The sequence below is a fragment of the Maledivibacter sp. genome, from assembly GCA_025210375.1.
GTDB lineage: Bacteria > Bacillota > Clostridia > Peptostreptococcales > Caminicellaceae > JAOASB01.
Map to the genome: position 1 here is coordinate 241751 of JAOASB010000037.1, position 20689 is coordinate 262439.

Annotated in this window: 18 protein-coding genes; 4 read left to right on the top strand and 14 right to left on the bottom strand. The window is 31.1% G+C overall.

All coding sequences use genetic code 11. The annotated features are described in order from the left end of the window. Positions 1-54 precede the first annotated feature (54 nt). Positions 55-450, bottom strand: coding sequence for a carboxypeptidase-like regulatory domain-containing protein (locus tag N4A68_13940; protein ID MCT4565398.1), 396 nt, complete (start codon positions 448-450; stop codon positions 55-57). Between the two features lie 203 nt (positions 451-653). On the opposite strand from N4A68_13940, the gene N4A68_13945 reads away from it, so the two are divergent. Together N4A68_13945 and N4A68_13950 are read left to right on the top strand one after the other, a co-directional pair. Beyond that, positions 654-1268, top strand: a complete 615-nt coding sequence (locus N4A68_13945) for a hypothetical protein (protein ID MCT4565399.1) — start codon at positions 654-656, stop codon at positions 1266-1268. Positions 1269-1279: 11 nt separating this feature from the next. Then, positions 1280-2395 (top strand): glycosyltransferase family 4 protein, encoded by a 1116-nt coding sequence (locus N4A68_13950; protein ID MCT4565400.1) that lies wholly within the window; start codon positions 1280-1282, stop codon positions 2393-2395. A gap of 177 nt (positions 2396-2572) precedes the next feature. Here N4A68_13950 and mnmA read toward each other — a convergent pair whose 3' ends face one another. From mnmA to N4A68_13980, 6 genes are all read right to left on the bottom strand, one after another. Continuing rightward, a complete protein-coding gene (gene mnmA / locus N4A68_13955) occupies positions 2573-3682 on the bottom strand; it encodes a tRNA 2-thiouridine(34) synthase MnmA (GenBank protein MCT4565401.1) in 1110 nt (369 codons plus the stop codon). An 85-nt stretch (positions 3683-3767) separates the two neighbouring features. Next, positions 3768-4217, bottom strand: coding sequence for a Fe-S cluster assembly scaffold protein NifU (gene nifU, locus N4A68_13960; protein ID MCT4565402.1), 450 nt, complete (start codon positions 4215-4217; stop codon positions 3768-3770). A gap of 2 nt (positions 4218-4219) precedes the next feature. After that, positions 4220-5398, bottom strand: coding sequence for a cysteine desulfurase NifS (gene nifS, locus N4A68_13965; protein ID MCT4565403.1), 1179 nt, complete (start codon positions 5396-5398; stop codon positions 4220-4222). Between the two features lie 101 nt (positions 5399-5499). Beyond that, complete coding sequence (locus N4A68_13970) at positions 5500-5949, bottom strand: Rrf2 family transcriptional regulator (GenBank protein ID MCT4565404.1); 450 nt, start codon at positions 5947-5949, stop codon at positions 5500-5502. Positions 5950-6162: 213 nt separating this feature from the next. Continuing rightward, a complete protein-coding gene (locus N4A68_13975; protein MCT4565405.1) occupies positions 6163-7317 on the bottom strand; it encodes a glycosyltransferase family 4 protein in 1155 nt (384 codons plus the stop codon). 34 nt (positions 7318-7351) lie between these two features. After that, complete coding sequence (locus N4A68_13980) at positions 7352-8506, bottom strand: glycosyltransferase family 4 protein (protein MCT4565406.1); 1155 nt, start codon at positions 8504-8506, stop codon at positions 7352-7354. Positions 8507-8988: 482 nt separating this feature from the next. Here N4A68_13980 and N4A68_13985 point away from each other — a divergent pair, with 482 nt between their 5' ends. Next, positions 8989-9654, top strand: a complete 666-nt coding sequence (locus N4A68_13985) for a class I SAM-dependent methyltransferase (protein MCT4565407.1) — start codon at positions 8989-8991, stop codon at positions 9652-9654. Between the two features lie 297 nt (positions 9655-9951). On the opposite strand, the gene N4A68_13990 is transcribed toward N4A68_13985, so the two are convergent. Further along, positions 9952-11106, bottom strand: a complete 1155-nt coding sequence (locus N4A68_13990; GenBank protein ID MCT4565408.1) for a glycosyltransferase family 4 protein — start codon at positions 11104-11106, stop codon at positions 9952-9954. Positions 11107-11421: 315 nt separating this feature from the next. Here N4A68_13990 and N4A68_13995 point away from each other — a divergent pair, with 315 nt between their 5' ends. After that, the gene (locus N4A68_13995; GenBank protein ID MCT4565409.1) at positions 11422-12171 is read left to right on the top strand and encodes a sulfotransferase family protein; all 750 of its coding nucleotides are present in this window, start codon (positions 11422-11424) and stop codon (positions 12169-12171) included. Positions 12172-12365: 194 nt separating this feature from the next. Here the strand turns inward: N4A68_13995 and N4A68_14000 are convergent, their stop codons facing one another. The 6 genes from N4A68_14000 to glf form a co-directional block, all read right to left on the bottom strand. Then, complete coding sequence (locus N4A68_14000) at positions 12366-13889, bottom strand: glycosyltransferase (GenBank protein ID MCT4565410.1); 1524 nt, start codon at positions 13887-13889, stop codon at positions 12366-12368. 42 nt (positions 13890-13931) lie between these two features. After that, on the bottom strand, positions 13932-14912 hold the full coding sequence (gene galE, locus N4A68_14005) for a UDP-glucose 4-epimerase GalE (GenBank protein ID MCT4565411.1): 981 nt from the start codon (positions 14910-14912) through the stop codon (positions 13932-13934). Continuing rightward, entirely contained in the window at positions 14909-15859 is a 951-nt protein-coding gene (locus tag N4A68_14010) for an SDR family oxidoreductase (protein ID MCT4565412.1), read from the bottom strand. The genes galE and N4A68_14010 overlap by 4 nt, the downstream gene beginning before the upstream one ends. Beyond that, on the bottom strand, positions 15856-17184 hold the full coding sequence (locus tag N4A68_14015) for a UDP-glucose/GDP-mannose dehydrogenase family protein (GenBank protein ID MCT4565413.1): 1329 nt from the start codon (positions 17182-17184) through the stop codon (positions 15856-15858). Before N4A68_14015 ends, N4A68_14010 begins: the two co-directional genes overlap by 4 nt. Positions 17185-17366: 182 nt before the next feature. Beyond that, positions 17367-19352 carry a glycosyltransferase gene (locus N4A68_14020; protein MCT4565414.1) on the bottom strand — a complete coding sequence of 662 codons (1986 nt, stop codon included), beginning with the start codon at positions 19350-19352 and terminating at the stop codon, positions 17367-17369. After that, positions 19352-20455 carry a UDP-galactopyranose mutase gene (gene glf / locus N4A68_14025; protein ID MCT4565415.1) on the bottom strand — a complete coding sequence of 368 codons (1104 nt, stop codon included), beginning with the start codon at positions 20453-20455 and terminating at the stop codon, positions 19352-19354. The genes N4A68_14020 and glf overlap by 1 nt, the downstream gene beginning before the upstream one ends. Positions 20456-20689 lie beyond the last annotated feature (234 nt).

Genomic DNA, 20689 nt, shown 5'->3' on the forward strand with positions numbered 1-20689 from the left:
TTATGAATATCTATAATTTGGCCAAAGATTTAAAATCTTAATCTATGGATATCCCTATATCTCATCTTCTTCAAAATCACTTTCACAATTGCAATCATGTACATTCTTTTCATCGTTACATCCTTCACATTTGTCAGGTCTAATTATAATTTGACGAATTTTCACATCACCTATCCAAACTTTAATGACATACTTTTGTTTTGGTGGTAGTGGTCCAAATAGAAATTGTCCGCATTCATCAGTGAAGGCATGAGTTATAGGCTCTAAATCACATGGATCACAACCCTTTGCCTTAAATAATTTTACAACTGCATCCTTTACAACCTGGTTCTTATGATTTTTTACAATACCATGAATCACACTTCTAGGTTCCTGTGGAACCTTTATAACAGCTTCAATTTGTTCGTTCTTATCGGGAACAAAATCAAAGCTTATCAATCTATGTCCCATTAACATCCCCCTCTATTTTTATATTGTCAAAGATTATTTTTTTATCATTACATTATATGTTTCAAAGGTTTTATTATTACAAATATAGGGTTTTCATAGTATAAGTTAAAGATTTGCCCCAAACTCTCCATAGCTTACTAGAAAAAGTATTAATAAAGTTGTCCAAGTAATAATATAAATAAATTAGTGGGGAGGTGGCTTTATTGGGTATAATAAGAAATTTTATCAACATTGAAGGAATAACACCGGAAGAAAATTTAGAAAAGAATGATAATGGTCATATGATCATCTACTCAGATATTGAGTACATCAACATTCCAAATTCTGAACAGGAAATTAAGAATATATATGAAATCTCAATAGATATCGATGTAATTTCCCAAAGGCTTATATCCACTCCTATTGGAAGAATTATGGTTTTAGATGGAATCAAAAAGTTTAAGATATTATTTACTAAAAATACGGATTCGCAAAATGCATCTATCCTAGACCTAGATATACCATTTAACGCATTTACAGAATTGCCCAAGGGAAATTATTGCACTTCAAATATAAAAGTCCATATTATCGATGCATATTTTAACTTATTGGATCGAAAAACTATATATGGTCATTTTATATACCTTATTGATGTTATATATAACAGGAATTATAATAATAGCAGTCCTTTATCGAACCTACCCATGAACAAAGAAAAAAAAATATTATCCCATGAAATTTATGTGAATAATAGGCTAGATGAGATTTCTATATCCGAGGAACATTATGAATCCCAACCTTCTAATAGCTTAATAGATATAGATGAAGAAATTCTGTGAGGTGATATTCCATGAAAATATGCTTCGATGGTATAGGTCTTAGCCATTTTAAAAACACTGGTCTATATACCTACACCTTTGAATTATTAAATGAACTTTCTACTTTATATCCACAATCACAGTATAGGGTGATTTCTAATAAGGCAATTACTTCTAATCCCTTTAGAAATAAAAAAATCGACTTGATTCAAATTGACTTAAATAGAAGGGAAAATGATTATAGCTTATTAGAAAAATACATTACCACTAACGGAATAAATATATATCATTCCCTTAATAATGGATTTAGTATACCTCAGAATAAAGTCTGTAAATATGTATTAACTATAGATACACTTTTACCAATCACCTACCCTCAATTTGCAGACAAAAAATTTTCGGCTAAATTTCTAAATGTAGTACCAAGGGCTTTAGAAAACTCCCATAAAATAATTGTCGTATCTAAATTTATAAAGGATGAACTAATCAACTATTTCAATATAGATGAAAAAAAAATCCATGTTATATATCCCTGTATTTCACATATGTTTAGACCTTTAAATGAACCACGCTGCAAGGCCATTTTGAAAAGCAGATATATGATTGAACAAGATTTTTTACTTTTCTCTGGAAGTATACATATTAGAAAACATTTGATGCTATTATTAAGGGCTTTTAAGGAAATATTAGGATACTATAGTAATATAAACCTAGTCATAGTAGGTAATTATAGTGGTAAGAGAAGGCCCTATTATTTAGAGCTTAAAGAATATGCACAAAATCTGAATATCGATGACAAGGTTATATTTACAGGTTCCGTAGAATATAGGGATATGCCATATTTTTACAATGGTGCTTTATGTACAATAAACATTTCTGATTACGAAGGATTCCCTATCTCTTCACTGGAATCCCTTGCTTGTAATACTCCTGTTATTTGCAGCCATTCCTCTTCTTTCAAAGAAGTTCCTGGTCATGGTCTAGCTTATATAAATAATAATGATTTTTATGGATTGAAAAATGCTTTAATAGAAACCATGGATAAAAAACATAACAATTGCTTTAAAAATAGATTGTTGGACATAAAGGAATATAATCCAGAAAGGTTTATAAAAGAACATGTCAGAGTATATGAATCAATTATATAATCTGTATAAAACTAAATGGCACTTAGAATATCTAATAGCAAATATATTTCTTTTTCCCCATCATAAATATTGGGGCTGTGCCAAGGGACAATCCCTTTAATTCAGCCCCATGTGTTTCAAAACAAATGGAATTCTTCATTTCCAGACACTATCCTATTGTTTATTATCTTAAGCTGTTTATTCTTCAGTCTTTACTATTATTCCCCCACCCACAAGTATATCATCGTCATAGAAAACTATGGCCTGTCCAGGTGTGATGGCTCTTTGGGGCTTTTCAAATTCAACCTTTATCCTCTCTTCTTCTAAAGGATAAATAATTGCATCCGCCGGTCTTGCTGAATACCTTATTTTGGCTTTCACCTTTACTGGTGATTCCAGTTTTTTAAAGGGTATAAAGTTTACATCCCTTGCGATGAGCTTGTCATTAAAAACATCTTCATTATCCCCTAGAACAACTTGATTTTTATCAGGTCTGATATCCACTACATAAACTGGCTTTCCAAAGGAAATCCCTAGACCCTTTCTTTGTCCAATAGTATAATGAATAATACCTTTATGTTTTCCTAAGACATTACCTTCGGTATCCACAAAATCACCTGGAATAATGTTTTTGTCATTTTTTTCTAAAATAAACTTACCATAATCGTTGTCAGGTATAAAACAAATTTCTTGACTATCGGGCTTATTTGCTATATCAAGCCCTAATTCCTTTGCGATTTCCCTTATATCTTCCTTTGAAGCATATTCCCCAAGGGGCATAAGTATATGGCTAATTTGTTCTTGAGAAAGATTATAAAACATATAAGTTTGATCCTTTGCCTTGGCTGATGACTTTTTAATCAAATATCTATCAGTCTTTTCATCTTTTTCTATTTTGGCATAGTGTCCTGTAGCTACATAATAAGCCCCTAGAGAATGGGCTTTCTTTAAGAGTTCTCCAAATTTCACCCGCTTATTACATACGATACAGGGATTAGGTGTTCTACCATTCATATATTCATCTATAAAATTATCAATAACAGTTTCTTTAAAAATCGATTTGAAGTTCATAACATAAAAGGGAATATCAAGCTTATTGGCAACCCGTCTAGCATCCTCTACCGCAGATAGACCACAACAACCATCCTCATTTTCATTTCCATGATCATTCTCATCTTCATCCTGCCAAACCTTCATTGTAACTCCGATGACTTCGTATCCCTGCTTTTTTAATATATAGGCGGCAACAGAACTATCTACTCCTCCACTCATACCTATTACAACCTTGTTCCTATCTAACCCATTCATTTTTTCACCTACTATATAGGATTTACCCTGTATTTTTTATGATCATCTAAAAAATTAAGCCTAGGATATAACCCAGGCTCAACAGCTACTCTTCGTCATCTTCGTCGTGATCATCATGGTCATGTACATCTTCTACAGGTACATAATTCTCTAAACCCGGTATCACAATATTGTTTTTCTGTGCATAATCATATAATGCAGCCTTAACCGCTTGCTCAGCAAGAACTGAACAATGAATTTTTGGCTTTGGCAGACCATCTAGGGCTTCTACCACAGCCTTATTCGTTAAATTAACGGCCTCTTCTATACTTTTACCAATTATCATTTCAGTAGATATACTTGATGTAGCTATAGCTGAACCACATCCAAAGGTTTTAAATTTCACATCGGTTATAATACCTTCATCAACCTTTAGATATATCTTCATTATATCTCCGCATTTTGCGTTTCCTACTTGACCAACTCCATCGGCATTTTCAATTTCACCGACATTTCTAGGATTCATAAAATGATCCATTACTTTTTCTGAATACATTATTATTGTCCTCCCTTTACCTTTTCATATAATGGAGACATCTGTCTCAATCTATCAACAATTTTTACTAAATTTTCTACAACATAGTCAATATCTTCTTCCTTAGTCAAATCACCAATTGTAAGTCTTAAAGATCCGTGGGCTATTTCATGGGTAAGCCCTATGGCCATAAGAACATGGGATGGGTCTAATGATCCAGATGTGCAGGCTGACCCACTTGACCCTGCAATACCAACCATATCTAAGCTAAGTAGTAGGGATTCCCCTTCGATAAATTCAAAACAAAAGTTAACATTTCCCGGGTGTCTTTCAGTTGGATGTCCATTCAATCTTACATAATCTATATTTTCCCTAATATCCTTAATCAGTTTGTCTCTAAGCTTTTTTATATGAGCTACGTGGGAATCAAGATTTTCTACGGCAATTTCTGCTGCCTTTCCAAATCCAACTATCCCTGGGATATTTTCCGTTCCAGCCCTTTTCCTTTTTTCCTGTGCCCCCCCGTGAATCAAAGGATCAATCCTAACACCTTTTCTCACATACATACCGCCAATGCCCTTTGGCCCATATATTTTATGGGAAGAAAAGTTCATAAGGTCTATATTAAGCTCCTTAACATCTATTGGTACATTTCCAAGTGCCTGTACAGCATCAGTGTGAAAATATACTCCCCTCTCCCTAGCTATCTCCCCTATTTCCTTAATAGGCTGAATTGTTCCAATTTCATTGTTTACATACATTATAGATATAAGTATTGTTTTATCTGTAATAGCTTCCTTAAGCTGGTCTAAATTTATCATTCCATACTCATCTACATCGAGGTAGGTCACCTCAAATCCATGCTTCTCAAGGTACTGACATACATGTAATACGGCATGATGTTCTATTTTAGAAGTTATTATATGATTCCCCTTGTGTTTATTGGCAAAGGCAACTCCTTTTATAGCCCAGTTATCTGCTTCTGAACCTCCACCAGTAAAATATATCTCCTTAGATGTAGCTCCTATGGCTTTGGCAATTCTATCCCTTGATACATCAAGAGCCTTTTTAGCTTGTCTACCAAATGAATGTATACTGGAAGGATTTCCATATTGTTCACTAAAGTAAGGCATCATCTCATCTATGACTTCCTTCTTCATAGGAGTTGTAGCTGCGTAATCTAAATAAATATTTTTTTTCATAAGCTCACCACCTCGATAATAGTTGAAGAAATTGCATAATACATTTAAAGAATTTTTCAATACAAAATGTATTAGTAATGTCAATTATGCAAGTTTCTCAGTTAAATATAATACATAAGTGAATCTGAATTATTAAGTTTTTTATGATCATCCACCATATCCTGTAAGGTTATGGAGTCAATTACTTCATCTATGCTATCTTTGATTCTTCCCCAAATAGTTCTTGTAACACAATGTCCTAATCTAGAGCATTCACTCTCCTCATCCTCAATAACACAATCCGAAGGAGCAATAGGCCCTTCTAAGGTTCTGAGTACATTACCAACGGTAATATTTTCAGGCTTATCCGCTAAAATATATCCGCCTTGAGCGCCTCTGATACTTTTAACTAAGCCAGCTTTCCTTAAAGTAGCAAAAAGCTGCTCTAGATAATGCAATGATAGATTTTGTTTTTGAGCTATATTATTTAAAGGTGTTGGGCCCTCTCCGTAACTTAAGGCTAACTCAAACATCGCTTTTAAACCGTATCTACCCTTTGTTGAAAGTTTCATTATCCCACTCCCTCCATAATCCCAAGTGATTTGGTTGGAATTCATTCTAAGTATATTATACCCAAGTAAATTTGTCAACATTCCCTTGCTTTTATTTTTAATGAAATTATGTAAAGGATATTATGGGCCAAAAAATATTATCGGAGTATAAGAATCTCTTATACTCCGTTTCCCTTTCTTTTCTTGGTTATATGAAATTTACGTAAACATCTTTTATCTGTGTATTGCTAACCATCCTTCCCTAGCAATTACCTTTGAATACTTATGATTAATTTTCCTATTAAAAATCTCCTCTAGATGTAAAATTTTATCTACAAGGGACTTAACATTAACCTCAAACAAAACATTTTCATCTACTAGCTCTGGAATACCTCCCACATTTGAAGCAATAAAAAGCATATCATTTTCAATACTTTCCACCACCGTATATGGATAATTCTCCATTAAAGAAGGCATTATAATAACGCCATTTTGTTGTTTTAAATATTCCAAGGCTTGAAAGGAATCAAAGTCTGAGTATATATTATAATTTAACCCTTTCCCCCTAAATTTATTACTTATATACCTATCGCCACTTACATCATTTACAACACCATTTTTCCCCACAAAGGATACTCTCTTTATGGATTTGGGATGATCTTGAATGACCTCTAATATTGCATCACATAACAATTCTAGACCCTTTCTAGTCTCTAATCTCCCGAAGAATATTAAGTGCTTTAGGTCTCTATTCTCATTTGATGTGATTTTTATTAGCTTCTCAAAACAATTGGAGATGACTTTTTTATTTTCTGCAAGTTCCCAGCCATTTTCTATTGCCCATTTAAACATGTATTGCGATGGACTAATCAAAAGATCGCAATATTTACAACAATATCTTTCACACCATTCGAGTTTTGGATCAATAACAGGTCCCCCATCAACCCAATTCATAGCCTGTTTCACCCATTCCATTGATGAATGCATTGTTACAGTAATTAATGTATTATCGAACTCATTAGATCTATATTTTGCTTGTATAGTATGAAAACCATTGGCTTCCCAATCTTGAAAATGAATATAATCGAAGTTCCTCTTTTTCAAAAAACTATATACTAATTTCGATCTATCTTCAAACCAATTTTCACCATATATTGATAAATTATTTTTTTTCAAATTATCTATTTGAACATATTCTATATTTAATTTTCTAAAATATTCATACCAATATGAGGCATTTTTATTCTCACATACTCCAGTAAATAAAACTGTTGTTTTATAATCACTCTCCCCCAAAACCTGTGCTAAATAATAGGTTTGGGTTCCTATTCCTCCGTTTTTATGGGGACCTATTATTTCTGGAGATACTATACATACTTCATTTTTCATATTGATATTTCCCTCCTATAATGAATCCATTTCTTTAGTTATGCAATTCCAGCCACTTTTTTTTCGCCTTTTCCTTTGAGTACTTATGGATAATTTTATTATTAAATATATCATCCAAATGAATTATTTTATCAATGAGAGCATTTACATTCGGTTCAAATAAGATATCATCATTAGCTAATTCTGGGATTCCCCCCGCAGTTGAAGCAATAAAAAATATATTGTTTTCTATGCTTTCAATCACTGTATAAGGAAAATTTTCCATCAAAGAAGGCATTACAGCAACTCCATTTTGCTGTTTTAGATATTCTAATGCATCAAAAGAACTAAAGTCTGAAAATATTTCATAATTTATTCCCTTTTTTCCTAATTTATTAATTATATATTGATCGCCCTTTGTATCATTTATAAACCATATCTTACCCAAAAAGGATACTTTGTCTATTAAGTCCGGGTATTTATGCCTAGCTTGTAACACTGCATCACAAAATATTTCCAATCCTTTTCTAGTTTCCAACCTTCCAAAAAAAATTAAGTGTTTTAAATCTATATCTCTATTAACAGCAATCTTAACCGACTCTTCAAAACAATAGGGTATCACTTTTCTATTATCTGCTAACTTCCACCCATTATCTATAGCCCAATCAATCATATATTTTGATGGACTTATTAAGATGTCACAGTTCTCACAACAATATCTTTCACACCATTCAAGTTTTGGATCAAAAATCGGTCCACTTTTTACCCAATTCATAGCTTGTTTTATCCATTCAATTGATGAATGCATAGTCACAGTTAGTAAAGTATTACTGAATTCGTTGAATAATTTTTTTGCCCGTATAGTTTTGAAACCATTTGCTAACATTTCTTGAAAGTGGATGTAATCGAAATCATTCTTTTGCAAAAACTCATATACAAACTGAGACCTATCTATAAACCAACGTCCTTCATATATTGCAAAATTTTGCTTTACAAGTTCGTCCAGCTGTATATATCTAATATGGATTTTCTTAAAATATTCAATCCAATATGAGCTGGTTTTATTCTCGCAAACACCTGTATAAAGAACAGTCACTTCATAATTTTTCTCTGCTAGTACTTGAGCTAAATAATATGCATGGGCTCCTATACCTCCATTTTTATGGGGCCCAATGATTTCGCTTGTCACTAAGCACACTTTTTTTTTCATTATTCTATTCCTCCTGGGGATTATAAGACTATAATTTAATAGTTTTAAAAATTTATCTTTGTCTTAGTAATCATTTTCTGCTATATAATATGAATTAAATAGGGTTTAAGTGAATTCTATAAATTAAATACACACTCTATAGAATCACCATGTTATAGATGAGTGAGGAAATTGCATAACTCTTACTTGGCTAAACCTAATATGCGAATATCATCCTTGATTTAATTGCTTAAGATATAAGCATATTTGATGGTATGGCTTTGAAGAATTTTAGGCTACATATGGTAGATAGTTTTTGTAGAAGGTAATTATGCAATTTGCTCGAGTACTTAATAATTTGATAATACTCAAATATAAATACATAATTCTAGATTTCACATATAATTTTAAGATGAATATACTATAGAGAGTTTAGGGTAAATCTTAGTTTTTACTATCAAAATATTTATTTGTAAACTAATTCTTAGGAGGCAAGAAAAAACATGGAATTTGAACAATATTTTTTTAACAAAAAATATATAAATAGTAATTGGCAGATGGAGCCCGGAGAAAAAGCTGCAATGCTATATATTTTGAATAATATTAACTCTGAAATATCTATTGAAATTGGAACATCCCATGGTGGGAGCCTAAGGCCAATATCTGATTTTTCACAAAAAGTTTATTCATTTGACCTTGATCATAATTATATTAGTAAATTAGATTACGATAATGTTGAATTTATAACTGGAAATTCTAAAAAATCTTTACCTAAAATAATTAAAGAGCTTAATAAGAGTATTAAAGCCTTAGAATTTGTATTAATAGATGGTGATCATAGTAAGCCTGGTGTCAAAAAAGATATTGAGAATATTCTTGAATACAAGCCAAAAAAACCTTTATATATTCTGATGCATGATAGCTTTCACCCAAATTGTAGGTCTGGAATATTGGAAGCAAATTGGAATAAATCCCCCTATGTGCATTTTGTAGAGGTGGACTTTGTCCATGGTACTTTTCATCAAATAGAGAATTTCTATAAAGAAATGTGGGGAGGCTTCTCATTAGCGCTTCTTTTGCCTAAAAAGAGAACCTCTAAATTGTCAATATCCCAATCTCAAGAATTAATGTTCAAGTCTATGCTCAAATCTTCAGTTCATAATTTTTAAAAAATACAATAAAAGCTTAGACCTATGGATCTCCTTAATCTGGGGTCAGATTTCTCTCCATATAATGACCTGAAATAATAAAGAGAGTGTAAATGTAAATATTACACTCTCAGATTGTTGACAAAGTCAACAAGATGTTAGGCTGTTGAGAAATTCGAAGTTCGAGGCGTGCTGAAACCGAGAGGCCGTAGCGTATACAGACATACGTAAGGGTTCTTGGTTGAAGCAACAACGAAGAAATTCGGATTTGTCAACAGCCTGAGAGTGTAAATGTAAATATTACACTCTCTTTATATTTTATGTGTGTATCTTTAACCACTTTTCTTTTGCATATTTGTTTGAGTACTTGTGTTTAACCTTTTCAAAGGAAACTTCATTTAGATACAATATTTTATCCTTTAGGCATTCTGGATTGGGCTTAAATAGAATGGATTCATCAACTAATTCGGGAATACCACCTACATCTGAAGCAATAAAGGCTATATTATTTTCTATACTTTCGATTATTGTATAAGGATAATTTTCCATTAATGAAGGTATCACAACTACACCATTTTGTTGTTTTAAATATTCTATTGCTTCAAAGGAATCAAAGTCATCATAAATATGATAATATATATCTTTTCCTTCTAGTATGCTTTTAATATAATTATCACCACTTATATCATTCATAATTCCTTTTTTACCAACAAAGGATACCTTATTAATTAAATGCTTGTGGTTTTGTATTACTTTAAGTATCCCCTTGCAAAAGATTTCTAACCCTTTCCTAGTTTCTAATCTTCCATAAAATATTAGATGTTCTAAATCTATATTTTTATCCACATTTGTTTTAAGTAAATTATTAAAGCAATATGGAATTACCATTCTATTATCGGCAAGTTTCCAACCATTTTCCATGGCCCATTTAAACATATAGTTAGATGGGCTTATCAAAAGATCACAATTTTCACAACAATATCTTTCACACGATTCATGTTTTGGATGGAAAACTGGGCCACTATTAACCCATTTCATAGCCTGCTTCACCCATTCAATTGAGCCATGCATAGTTACAGTTATTAAAGTATTCTGAAATTCATTATTGTTTTTTTTGGAATATATAGTTTTAAACCCATTGGCCAATATTTCTTGAAAGTGGATATAGTCATAATTATTTTTTACTAAAAACTCATATACAAACTGTGATCTTTCCATAAACCAATTTCCGCTATAAACCTTAAAATCCTTATTCAGTGATCTATCTAGCTGTACATACTCGACATTTATTTTCCTAAAGTATTCAATCCAATATTCATTACTCTTATTCTCACAGACCCCCGTATATAAAACCGTTGTTTCATAGTTATTTTCTACTAATACTTGGGCTAAATGATAAGCATGGGTACCTACCCCTCCATTTTTATGTGGTCCCACAATTTCTGCCGTCACTATACATACTTTTTTTTTCATACAAAATATCCCCTTTACTACCCCATAATTTACTTTTAAAATTTAAAATAAAGTTTTACGAAATTGAGAAGCTTGCATAATAGGCCTTTTAAATATATCATTCTATAGATTATATCTACTATTTAAAATATATAGTTAAGTCATTTTAGGACACAAAAGTATTTTGTCATCATACTATATATTGAAAAAAAATATATAGAGAGATTCCAGTCAAAGCTTCAATTTATACATATCGAAGCTTCCCAGAAACATCGGGTATTCTGCTATGTATAAATTAAGATTTACCATAAAATCTCTATGGATAGGAGAATATATATGATTTTAAATAGAGAAAAAGAAACTGATAATGTTATTATTTTTCTTCATATACCAAAAACCGCAGGATGTACACTCCATTCAATTATTAATAAACAATATGGAAATAAATATGATATAAAAACGCCATTTTGGTGGAGTGCCCCTGAAGACACAAATAGTTTGTTGAAATACCTTCATGAAATAGGGATAGAGAAAATTGAAGTTTTAACGGGTCATATTATATTCGGTATTCACAAACATATACCACAAAAAAAATATACCTATATTACATTCCTTAGAAATCCAGTTGAAAGAGTAATTTCTGCATACTATTATATGAGAGATTGTGACAAAGACAATCTACATCATATTGTAAAAAACATGTCATTATATGAGTTTGTAACAGATGAATTCTTTAATCATCAAACCCTAAATATGCAAACCCATTTAATATCAGGAATTAAGGATGGAAATCTGAAAATTGCTAAAGATAACTTAAAAAAATATTTTTCTGTAGTTGGTATCACTGAACGTTTCTCTGAATCTTTATTTATTATTGAAAAGAAATATGGTTGGAAAATTGATAAATACCAAAACCAAAATATTACCAAAAACAAACCCCCATTAAATAAAATTTCAAATGAAATTATAGAAATCATTGAGAATAAAAATCAAAAAGATATAAAGCTTTATAAATTTGCCAATAAACTATTAAGCAAACAAATAGAAATTAGTGGTTTTTATTCTAAAGCAAAGGATATAAAATAAATTTCCCACTTAAATCTATACATTATATGAAGATTATAAATTTACTTCTTAGAACCTAAGAGAGTCTCTTATGACTGAGCAGATTGCATAATTTCTTTCTTAAAAAACCATATAGATTAAGTGATTACATCAAGGATGATATGTCCATACGGAACTTGGTCAAGTGAGAGTTATGCAATTTCCTCAGCTTATATTTACTTCATAAGTTTTTTTATTCTGTTTCTTTTCAAATGATTATCATTAAGTATTTCATTATATTTATTACTAAAGGGTATTGCCAATGAAGTAATCAAATTCCCAACAAAAAATGAGTTATTATTGCGATATTCCTTAATTACATTATCTAGGTTTTTAAAGTAGTTTGAATTTCTAGAAAAGCTCTCATTATGGTGCCTATACCAAAAAAGTGGTTCTGGTAATACTTCTTGCTTATATCCAAGCAAATTAAGTCTAACTAAAAAAACCCAATCTTCCCAGGTAGCATTTCTATCCTCGATAAAACCTCCTATATGGAAAAACACATCCCTTTTGACAATAAAGTTTGCATCTCCAAAGATATTTTGTATAAACCCTACTTCAAGAGCTGGTCCAATTGGCATATATTTATAGGCAATTTTTGTCCCACCATGAACTGTTTCATCTCCCATAAATGCATTTAAATGACAAGTCAAACAATCAGCTTTTGATTTGCATATACCATATAGAAAATCTTTTATCATATTTGGAGTTGCAATATTATCTGCATCCATAAAAATTATATACTCACCACTGGAATATTTAGCCCCAAAATTTCTAGCTTCTCCTGTTCCACCATTTTCTTTTTCTATAAAATGCCAATTGCATTTATTGTATACTTTTTTCATTTCACCAAATACTCTATTTGATTCTTCTTCTGTGCTTCCATCGTTTACTACTATAACTTGATAATTTTTATATTTGCTCTTTGATATTGACTTTAGGAGTTGGGGTAAGTATTTCCCATAGTTGTAATATGCGATACAAATAGATACCTGTATTTCCTCATTCTCTATTTTATTTATTACTTTTATGTCACTATATTTAATATTTTGATCGTGTAACTTTAACCATTTTCCCCTTGTTCCTTTTTCACTTTCAATACAATAAGGAATAACCATTCTATTTTTTGAAAGATGCCATCCCCTTTTTATTGCCCAATTAAACATGTAATCACTAGGACTAATGAGCAAGTCACAATTTTCACAGCAATATCTTTCACACCATTCAAGCATAGAATTAGAAAAGTCCCACTCATTCCTTTTTACCATTCCTTCATTTAACCATTGGGTAGGGGAATGCATGGTCACGGTTATAAATGTATTTTCAAACTCTTTACTATTTCTTTTAGCTTGAATAGTATGAAGTGCATTAGCTTGTAAATCTTTAAAATGAATATAATCAAAGCTTTTCTTTTTTAAATATTTATATATAATATTGGCTCTTACAATGAACCATTCTTTATATAAATAATAATTTGGTTGTTCTAATTCATCAAGGTAAACAAATTTTATATTTGGTACTTTATGATATTTTGACTGATATATATTTTTCATCTTGTTTTGGTTCCCAATATATAAAATTGTCATATCATAATTGGCTTTAGCAAGTTCTTTGCATAGAGAATAAACATGATTACTGAACTCACTATTTTTTTTAGATTGTTTTATATCAGATGTAACGATACATATTTTTTTCCCCATAAAATTATCCTCCAAAATGTACGTACATTTTTACAGATCGACTTATATTTTGCTACAATTTATTTTTTGGTGCCAATTCCATGCAGTTCTAATAATAGTATCCACATCAAAAAATTTTGGCTTCCACCAAAGAACATTTTCAGCTTTTTTTGAACTCCCTATTAGAACATCTGCATCACCAATTCTTCTAGTAGTTTCTACGACCTTAATATCTCTACAGGTAATTTTTCTGGCGGCTTGAATAACCTCTTTAACAGAATACCCCTTTCCATTTCCTAGGTTGAAAATATCTGATTTTCCTCCTTTAAGAAGATATTCCAAGCTTAAAATATGTGCATCTGCTAAATCCAATACATGAATATAGTCCCTAATACATGTACCGTCAGATGTATTATAATCCGTTCCGTATATTTTTATATTTTCCCTTTTCCCCATCGCAACGTCCAAAACAAGTGGAATTAAATGGGTTTCCGGATTATGCAGTTCTCCTATCTCTACATCTATATCTGCTCCCGCAGCATTAAAATAGCGTAGGGTTATATATTTAAAACCATATGCTTTATCATAGTCATTTATTATTCTTTCTATCATTAGTTTACTTTGTCCATAGGGATTTATTGGATTTTGGGTATGATTCTCAGTTATTGGTAGTTCTTCTGGTATACCATATGTTGCACATGTGGATGAAAAAATAAATTTATTGACATTATACTCTTTCATGATACTTAGTAAATTTAAAGTGTTTAATACATTATTTATATAATATTTTTCAGGATGGATTACAGATTCTCCCACATATGCAAAGGCTGCAAAGTGCATCACTGCATCAATTGGATATTTTTCAAAAACTAGTCTTATATGCTCTTTATTATTTAGATCACCTAGAACAAACTCTCCCCATTTAACAAACTCTTTATGACCATATATTAGATTATCGAAAACTACAGTTTTATATCCCCTTTTATTTAGCTCCTTATTTACGTGACTTCCTATATATCCAGCACCACCCACTATGAGGATCATCCTTGCCTCACCTTCAATAATTCATCAAAGTACATTATAGTTTTTTTAAGCCCTTCATCTAGTTTAGTTGTAGGCCTCCATTGCAACTCTGTTTTTGCTAATCTAATATCAGGTTGCCTTCTTATTGGATCATCTTGAGGTAATGGTTTATACACAATTCCAGATTTAGATTTGGTTAAATCAATTATTTTATGTGCAAGCTCTAAAATAGTATATTCCTCTGGATTACCTAAATTAACAGGGCCAATAATATATTCCATTGAATTCATTGTTTTTATTATTCCATCAATCAAATTATCAACATAACAAAAACTCCTGGTCTGACTTCCATCGCCATAGACAGTAATGTCCTTGCCCTGTAGTGCTTGAACGATAAAATTTGAAACTACCCTGCCATCATTTGGATTCATTCTAGGCCCATAGGTATTAAATATTCTAATGACCTTTATTTTTAAATTATACTGCCTGTAATAATCAAAAAATAGGGTTTCAGCACATCTTTTACCCTCATCATAACAAGCTCTTGGGCCAATTGGATTAACACATCCTCTATAATTTTCAGGCTGAGGATGGATTTCTGGATCCCCATAAACTTCACTTGTACTGGCTTGGAGAATTTTAATACCAAGCTTCCTCCCAAGCTCTAGCATATTCATTGATCCAATAACATTCGTCTTAATAGTTTGAATGGGGTCTATTTGATAGTAGGGTGGACTTGCTGGACAAGCAAGATTATATATTTCATCCACCTCTAGATATAGGGGATAAATTATATCGTGCTTTATAAATTCAAAATCTTTATTTTCTAGTAAATGTTTAATATTATCTCTGGTACCAGTAAATAAATTATCTACACACAACACTTTATTTCCATCATTCAGAATCCTCTCACATAAATGTGAACCTAAAAACCCGGCTCCCCCTGTCACTAAAATTTTCTTTTTCATTTTGCAACACCTATCTGATAATATTCAAATTCCATATCCTTTAAGTATTCATCACCATATTGATTTCTTCCATCAAAGATTATCTTTTCTTTAAGTAGCTTTGATATTTCATGGAAGTTTGGGTTTTTGAACTCCTTCCATTCTGTTATCAATATGAGTGCATCTGATTCAATTAAGGCGGAATACTTATTACTAACATATTCAACACTAGTATTATCCTTCAAAAAGTAATTTTTTGCATTTTTTGTGGCCTCGGGATCATAAGCCTTGATCTTCGCTCCTTTTTTTGTTAATTCGTTTATAATTGTTAAGGAACTGGCTTCCCTCATATCATCGGTTTCCGGTTTAAAGGATAGCCCCCATACAGCAAAGGTTTTTCCCGATAAATCTTCTCCAAATCTTCGTGTCACTTTCTCGACTAATACTTTCTTTTGTGCATTATTTACGTCTTCTACAGCTTGAATGATCTTAGGTTTATACTCTATTTCCTTTGCGGTTTTTATTAGGGCCTTTACATCCTTTGGAAAACAACTACCTCCATATCCACATCCAGGATTAATAAAACTGTAACCAATTCTATTATCACTTCCAATCCCTATACGTACTTTATTTACATCTGCTCCTACTTTTTCACATATATTAGCTATTTCATTTATGAATGAGATTTTAGTGGCAAGCATTGAATTCGCAGCATATTTTGTCATTTCTGCACTCCTTATATCCATAGAAATAAAGTTATTATTATTGTTGACAATAGGACTGTACAACCTTCTCATGGCTTCCTTTGAATCCTCATTATCCGTTCCAACAACTACTCTATCTGGTTTCATAAAATCCTCTATTGCTGTACCCTCCTTTAAAAATTCTGGATTTGATATTACATCAAAGGTGAGATCACATCTTCTTTTATTAAGCTCATCTTGAATAGTTTTTCTTACCATATCGGCAGTACCTACGGGAACAGTTGACTTATCCACAATATACATATGATGCTGCATATTTTCTCCAATAGTCTTGGCAACGGATAGTACATACCGTAAGTCAGCACTTCCATCTTCATCCATGGGTGTTCCAACAGCAATAAAACATATATTACTGTGAACTAAAGCCTCTCTTATTTCTACTGTAAATATTAAGTTGCCACTTTCATAATTTTTATTAACCAATGCTTCAAGCCCCGGTTCATATATAGGTAAAATACCTTTTCTAAGATCAGCGATTTTGTTTATATTATTATCAACGCATATTACGTTGTTTCCCACATCAGCAAAACAAGCACCAGTTACTAAACCTACATAACCGGTTCCAATAATTGATACTCTCATTTTTACCCACCCAACCTTATATTAGAATTTTTTCTAGTTCATATTACGCACTTGTAGGTATTTTGTGAGAAATATCGTATAGAGGGTTTAAAGTAGATTTTAACTTATACACATCAAAAATCCCCAGAAGCATCGTATATTTGTCTATGTATAAATTAAGATTTACTTGGAACTCTCTACATTTATTTCCTATGACTTTCCTTATATTTATAGTGTAAAGGTAGTATTAAAGAATTTAGTAAAAATCTAACATAATTCGGTGAGTTGTCATGGTATGCTTTAAGAACTCGCTGCTGATTATCGTATAGGTTTGTATTTCGACTAAAGCCATCCTCCGTTAATCTATACCAAAAAAGAGATTCGGGTATTACATCCTGCTTATAACCTAAGAGATTTAATCTTATTAGAAAGTCATAGTCTTCCCAGGATGTTGTTCTTTCTTCTGTAAAGCCTCCTATTTGAAAAAATACTTTCTTTCTAATTATGAAGTTGGCATCCCCAAAAACATTTTGTAAAATACCTGATTCCAGAGCCGCTCCTATAGGCATATTTCTATACTCAACTCTAGGATTATTATTTTCTATATCATATTTCTTAAATACATTATAATGACATGTTAAGCAATCTGCTTTGGATTTATAAATACCATATATAAAATCGTAAATCATGTTTGAAAATGCAATGTTATCTGCATCCATAAAAATAATATAATCTCCCTTTGCATTTTCAGCTGCAAAATTCCTTGTATTTCCTATTCCACCATTTTCTTTGTGCAAAAAAGTCCAGTTGGGTTTATCATAAGTATTTCTCATATTTGCAAAAACCTCTATGGATTCTTCCTCAGTACTTCCATCATCCACAACAATAACCTCATGGTTTTTATAGGTATTCATTGAAATTGACTTTAATAATTGTGGAAGATATTGACCATAATTATAATATGGGATACAAATCGAAACTAAGGGGTTATCATGTAAAAGTTTTTCTTTTATATGATCTTTTACTAATTCCTTATTTTTTCTGTGTAATTCTAACCAATATTGGCTCGCCTTTTCCTTTGAGTACCTATGAATGATTTTCTCATCAAATACTTTATCTAAATCTAATAACTTATTTGACAAAGAATCTACAGTGGGTTCAAATAGAATATCTTTATTAACCATCTCTGGTATGCCTCCCACATTGGATGCAATAAAGGATATCTTGTTTTCTATACATTCAATTACTGTGAATGGATAGTTATCTAGCTTTGAAGGGATTACAGCTATACCATTTTGCTCCTTTAAGTATTGTATGGCTTCAAAGGAGTTAAAATTTGAATATATATTGTAATTTATTTCAATATTTTTGAATTTATCCCCTATAAATTGGTTGGATGGTATTCCATTACATTCATGATTTTTCCCAATAAATGATATTTCACTAAATAAATTAGGTTGCACTTCTTTCAGATATACTACAGAATCACAGAAGATTTCTAAACCCTTTCTTGTTTCTAGTCTGCCAAAAAATATTAAGTGTTTTAAGTCTAAATTTTTATCTAAACTGGTTCTAAGATGATTTTGGAAGCAGTAGGGGATTATGCTTCTATTTTCATTTAATTCCCAACCATTTACTTTCGCCCAATCAAACATATGCTTTGAAGGACTAATCAACAAGTCACAATTTTTACAGCAATATCTTTCGCACCATTCTAGTTTTGTATCGGAAGTAGGTCTATTATTCCACCAATGCATTCCTTGATTTATCCATTGGGTAGATGAATGCATTGTTACAGTTAGTTGTGTATTTTGAAAATTATCATGATTTTTTTTCCCTTGTATAGTGTGAAACCCATTTGCTTTCCACTCCTGAAAGTGGACAAAATCATAATCCTTCTTTTTTAAATACTCATAAATAACATATGATTTTACAAGAAACCAATCATTATTCATATCATATTCGGGCTTCTGAAGTTCATTAATATGCAAGTACTCTATGTTTAATTTCTCATAGTATTTAGTCCAATATTTATTATTATGGTTAAAACAAGGCCCAGTAAAAAGAATTGTAGTGATATAATTATTTTTTGTAAGCTCTAAAGCTAAGTAATAGGCATAAGTTCCCACTCCACCATTTTTTATGGGCCCTACCAAATCCGGTGTCACTATACATACTTTTTTCCCCATCAAACTATCCCCCTAAAAATGTTAATTGCATTTTCAACAACTTGATCCATATTATAATATTTGTATTCTCCTAACCGCCCCAGAAAAATTGTTTTCTTTTCCTTTTTTGATAAATCAACATATTTTTCATAAATATTTTTATTTTCCATTTTAGGAATTGGATAAAATGGTTCATTTTTTCTATAAATATATTCTTGTGGATATTCAAAGGATACTGTTGTTTTTTTTGTAGCTTGATTTAAGAAGTACTTATACTCAGTAATTCTAGTAAAATCCCGACTAAGGGGATAATTGATTTGACAAGCTGATTGAAAGTATTCTTGGTTAAATGTCTTGAAATCAAACCTTAAACTTCTATAGGGTAGTTCTCCAAAATTATAATCGAAGTATTCATCAATTGACCCTGTATAAAATATTTTTTTATATTTTGTAAATTTACTGACCTCCCTAAAATCAGTATTTAATTGTATTTCTATTAAGGGATTAGAAATCATGTTTTTAATCATTTCTGTATATCCTTTTTTAGGTACAGCTTGATATTTATCTTGAAAATATCTATTGTCCCTGCTTATATATATAGGCACCCTAGAAGTAACGGCTTTATCTAATTCCTCGGGTAAAACACCCCATTGTTTTTTTGTATAACCCAAAAATATTTTTTCATATATATATTGGGATAGATTTTTTATATCTACATTTTCATCATTTAATAAATCTAAAATAGCTATTTTAGCATTCATTCCATATACTTCAATTAATTTATTTTCTAGTTTAGCGGCATAGGACTTTGAAAAAACTTTATATAATGAATTAAGGTTAAATGGAATCGGAATTTCTAATCCATCTACCTTTGCTTTAACTTTATGAAAATAAATATGCCAATCCGTAAAATTACTTAGATATTTCTTTAATTTCCTATTATTTGTGTGGAAGGTATGGGGTCCATACTTATGAATTAAAATTCCATTTTTGTCTTGATAATCATATACATTCCCTCCAATATGATTACGCCTATCTATTATAAGTACTTTTTCTTTTAATATACTTGCTATTCTTTCCGCTATTACAACACCACTTAAGCCACATCCAACTACAAGATACAAAAAACATCACCCCATATATTTGGTACCCTCTCTTCACTACCTATAATATGTCAATATACTCTATAGGTTCGTCTATCAAGCTATGAACTTAGTTTGGCAAAGAATATACCCTATTTACTAACTTAGAAAAGGGTAAATAATTCACACTATAATCTACAATCAATCATATTAATATACTAAGGACAATAATTAATTATTTATATTAATATAGAGATTCCGGTCAAAACTTTAATT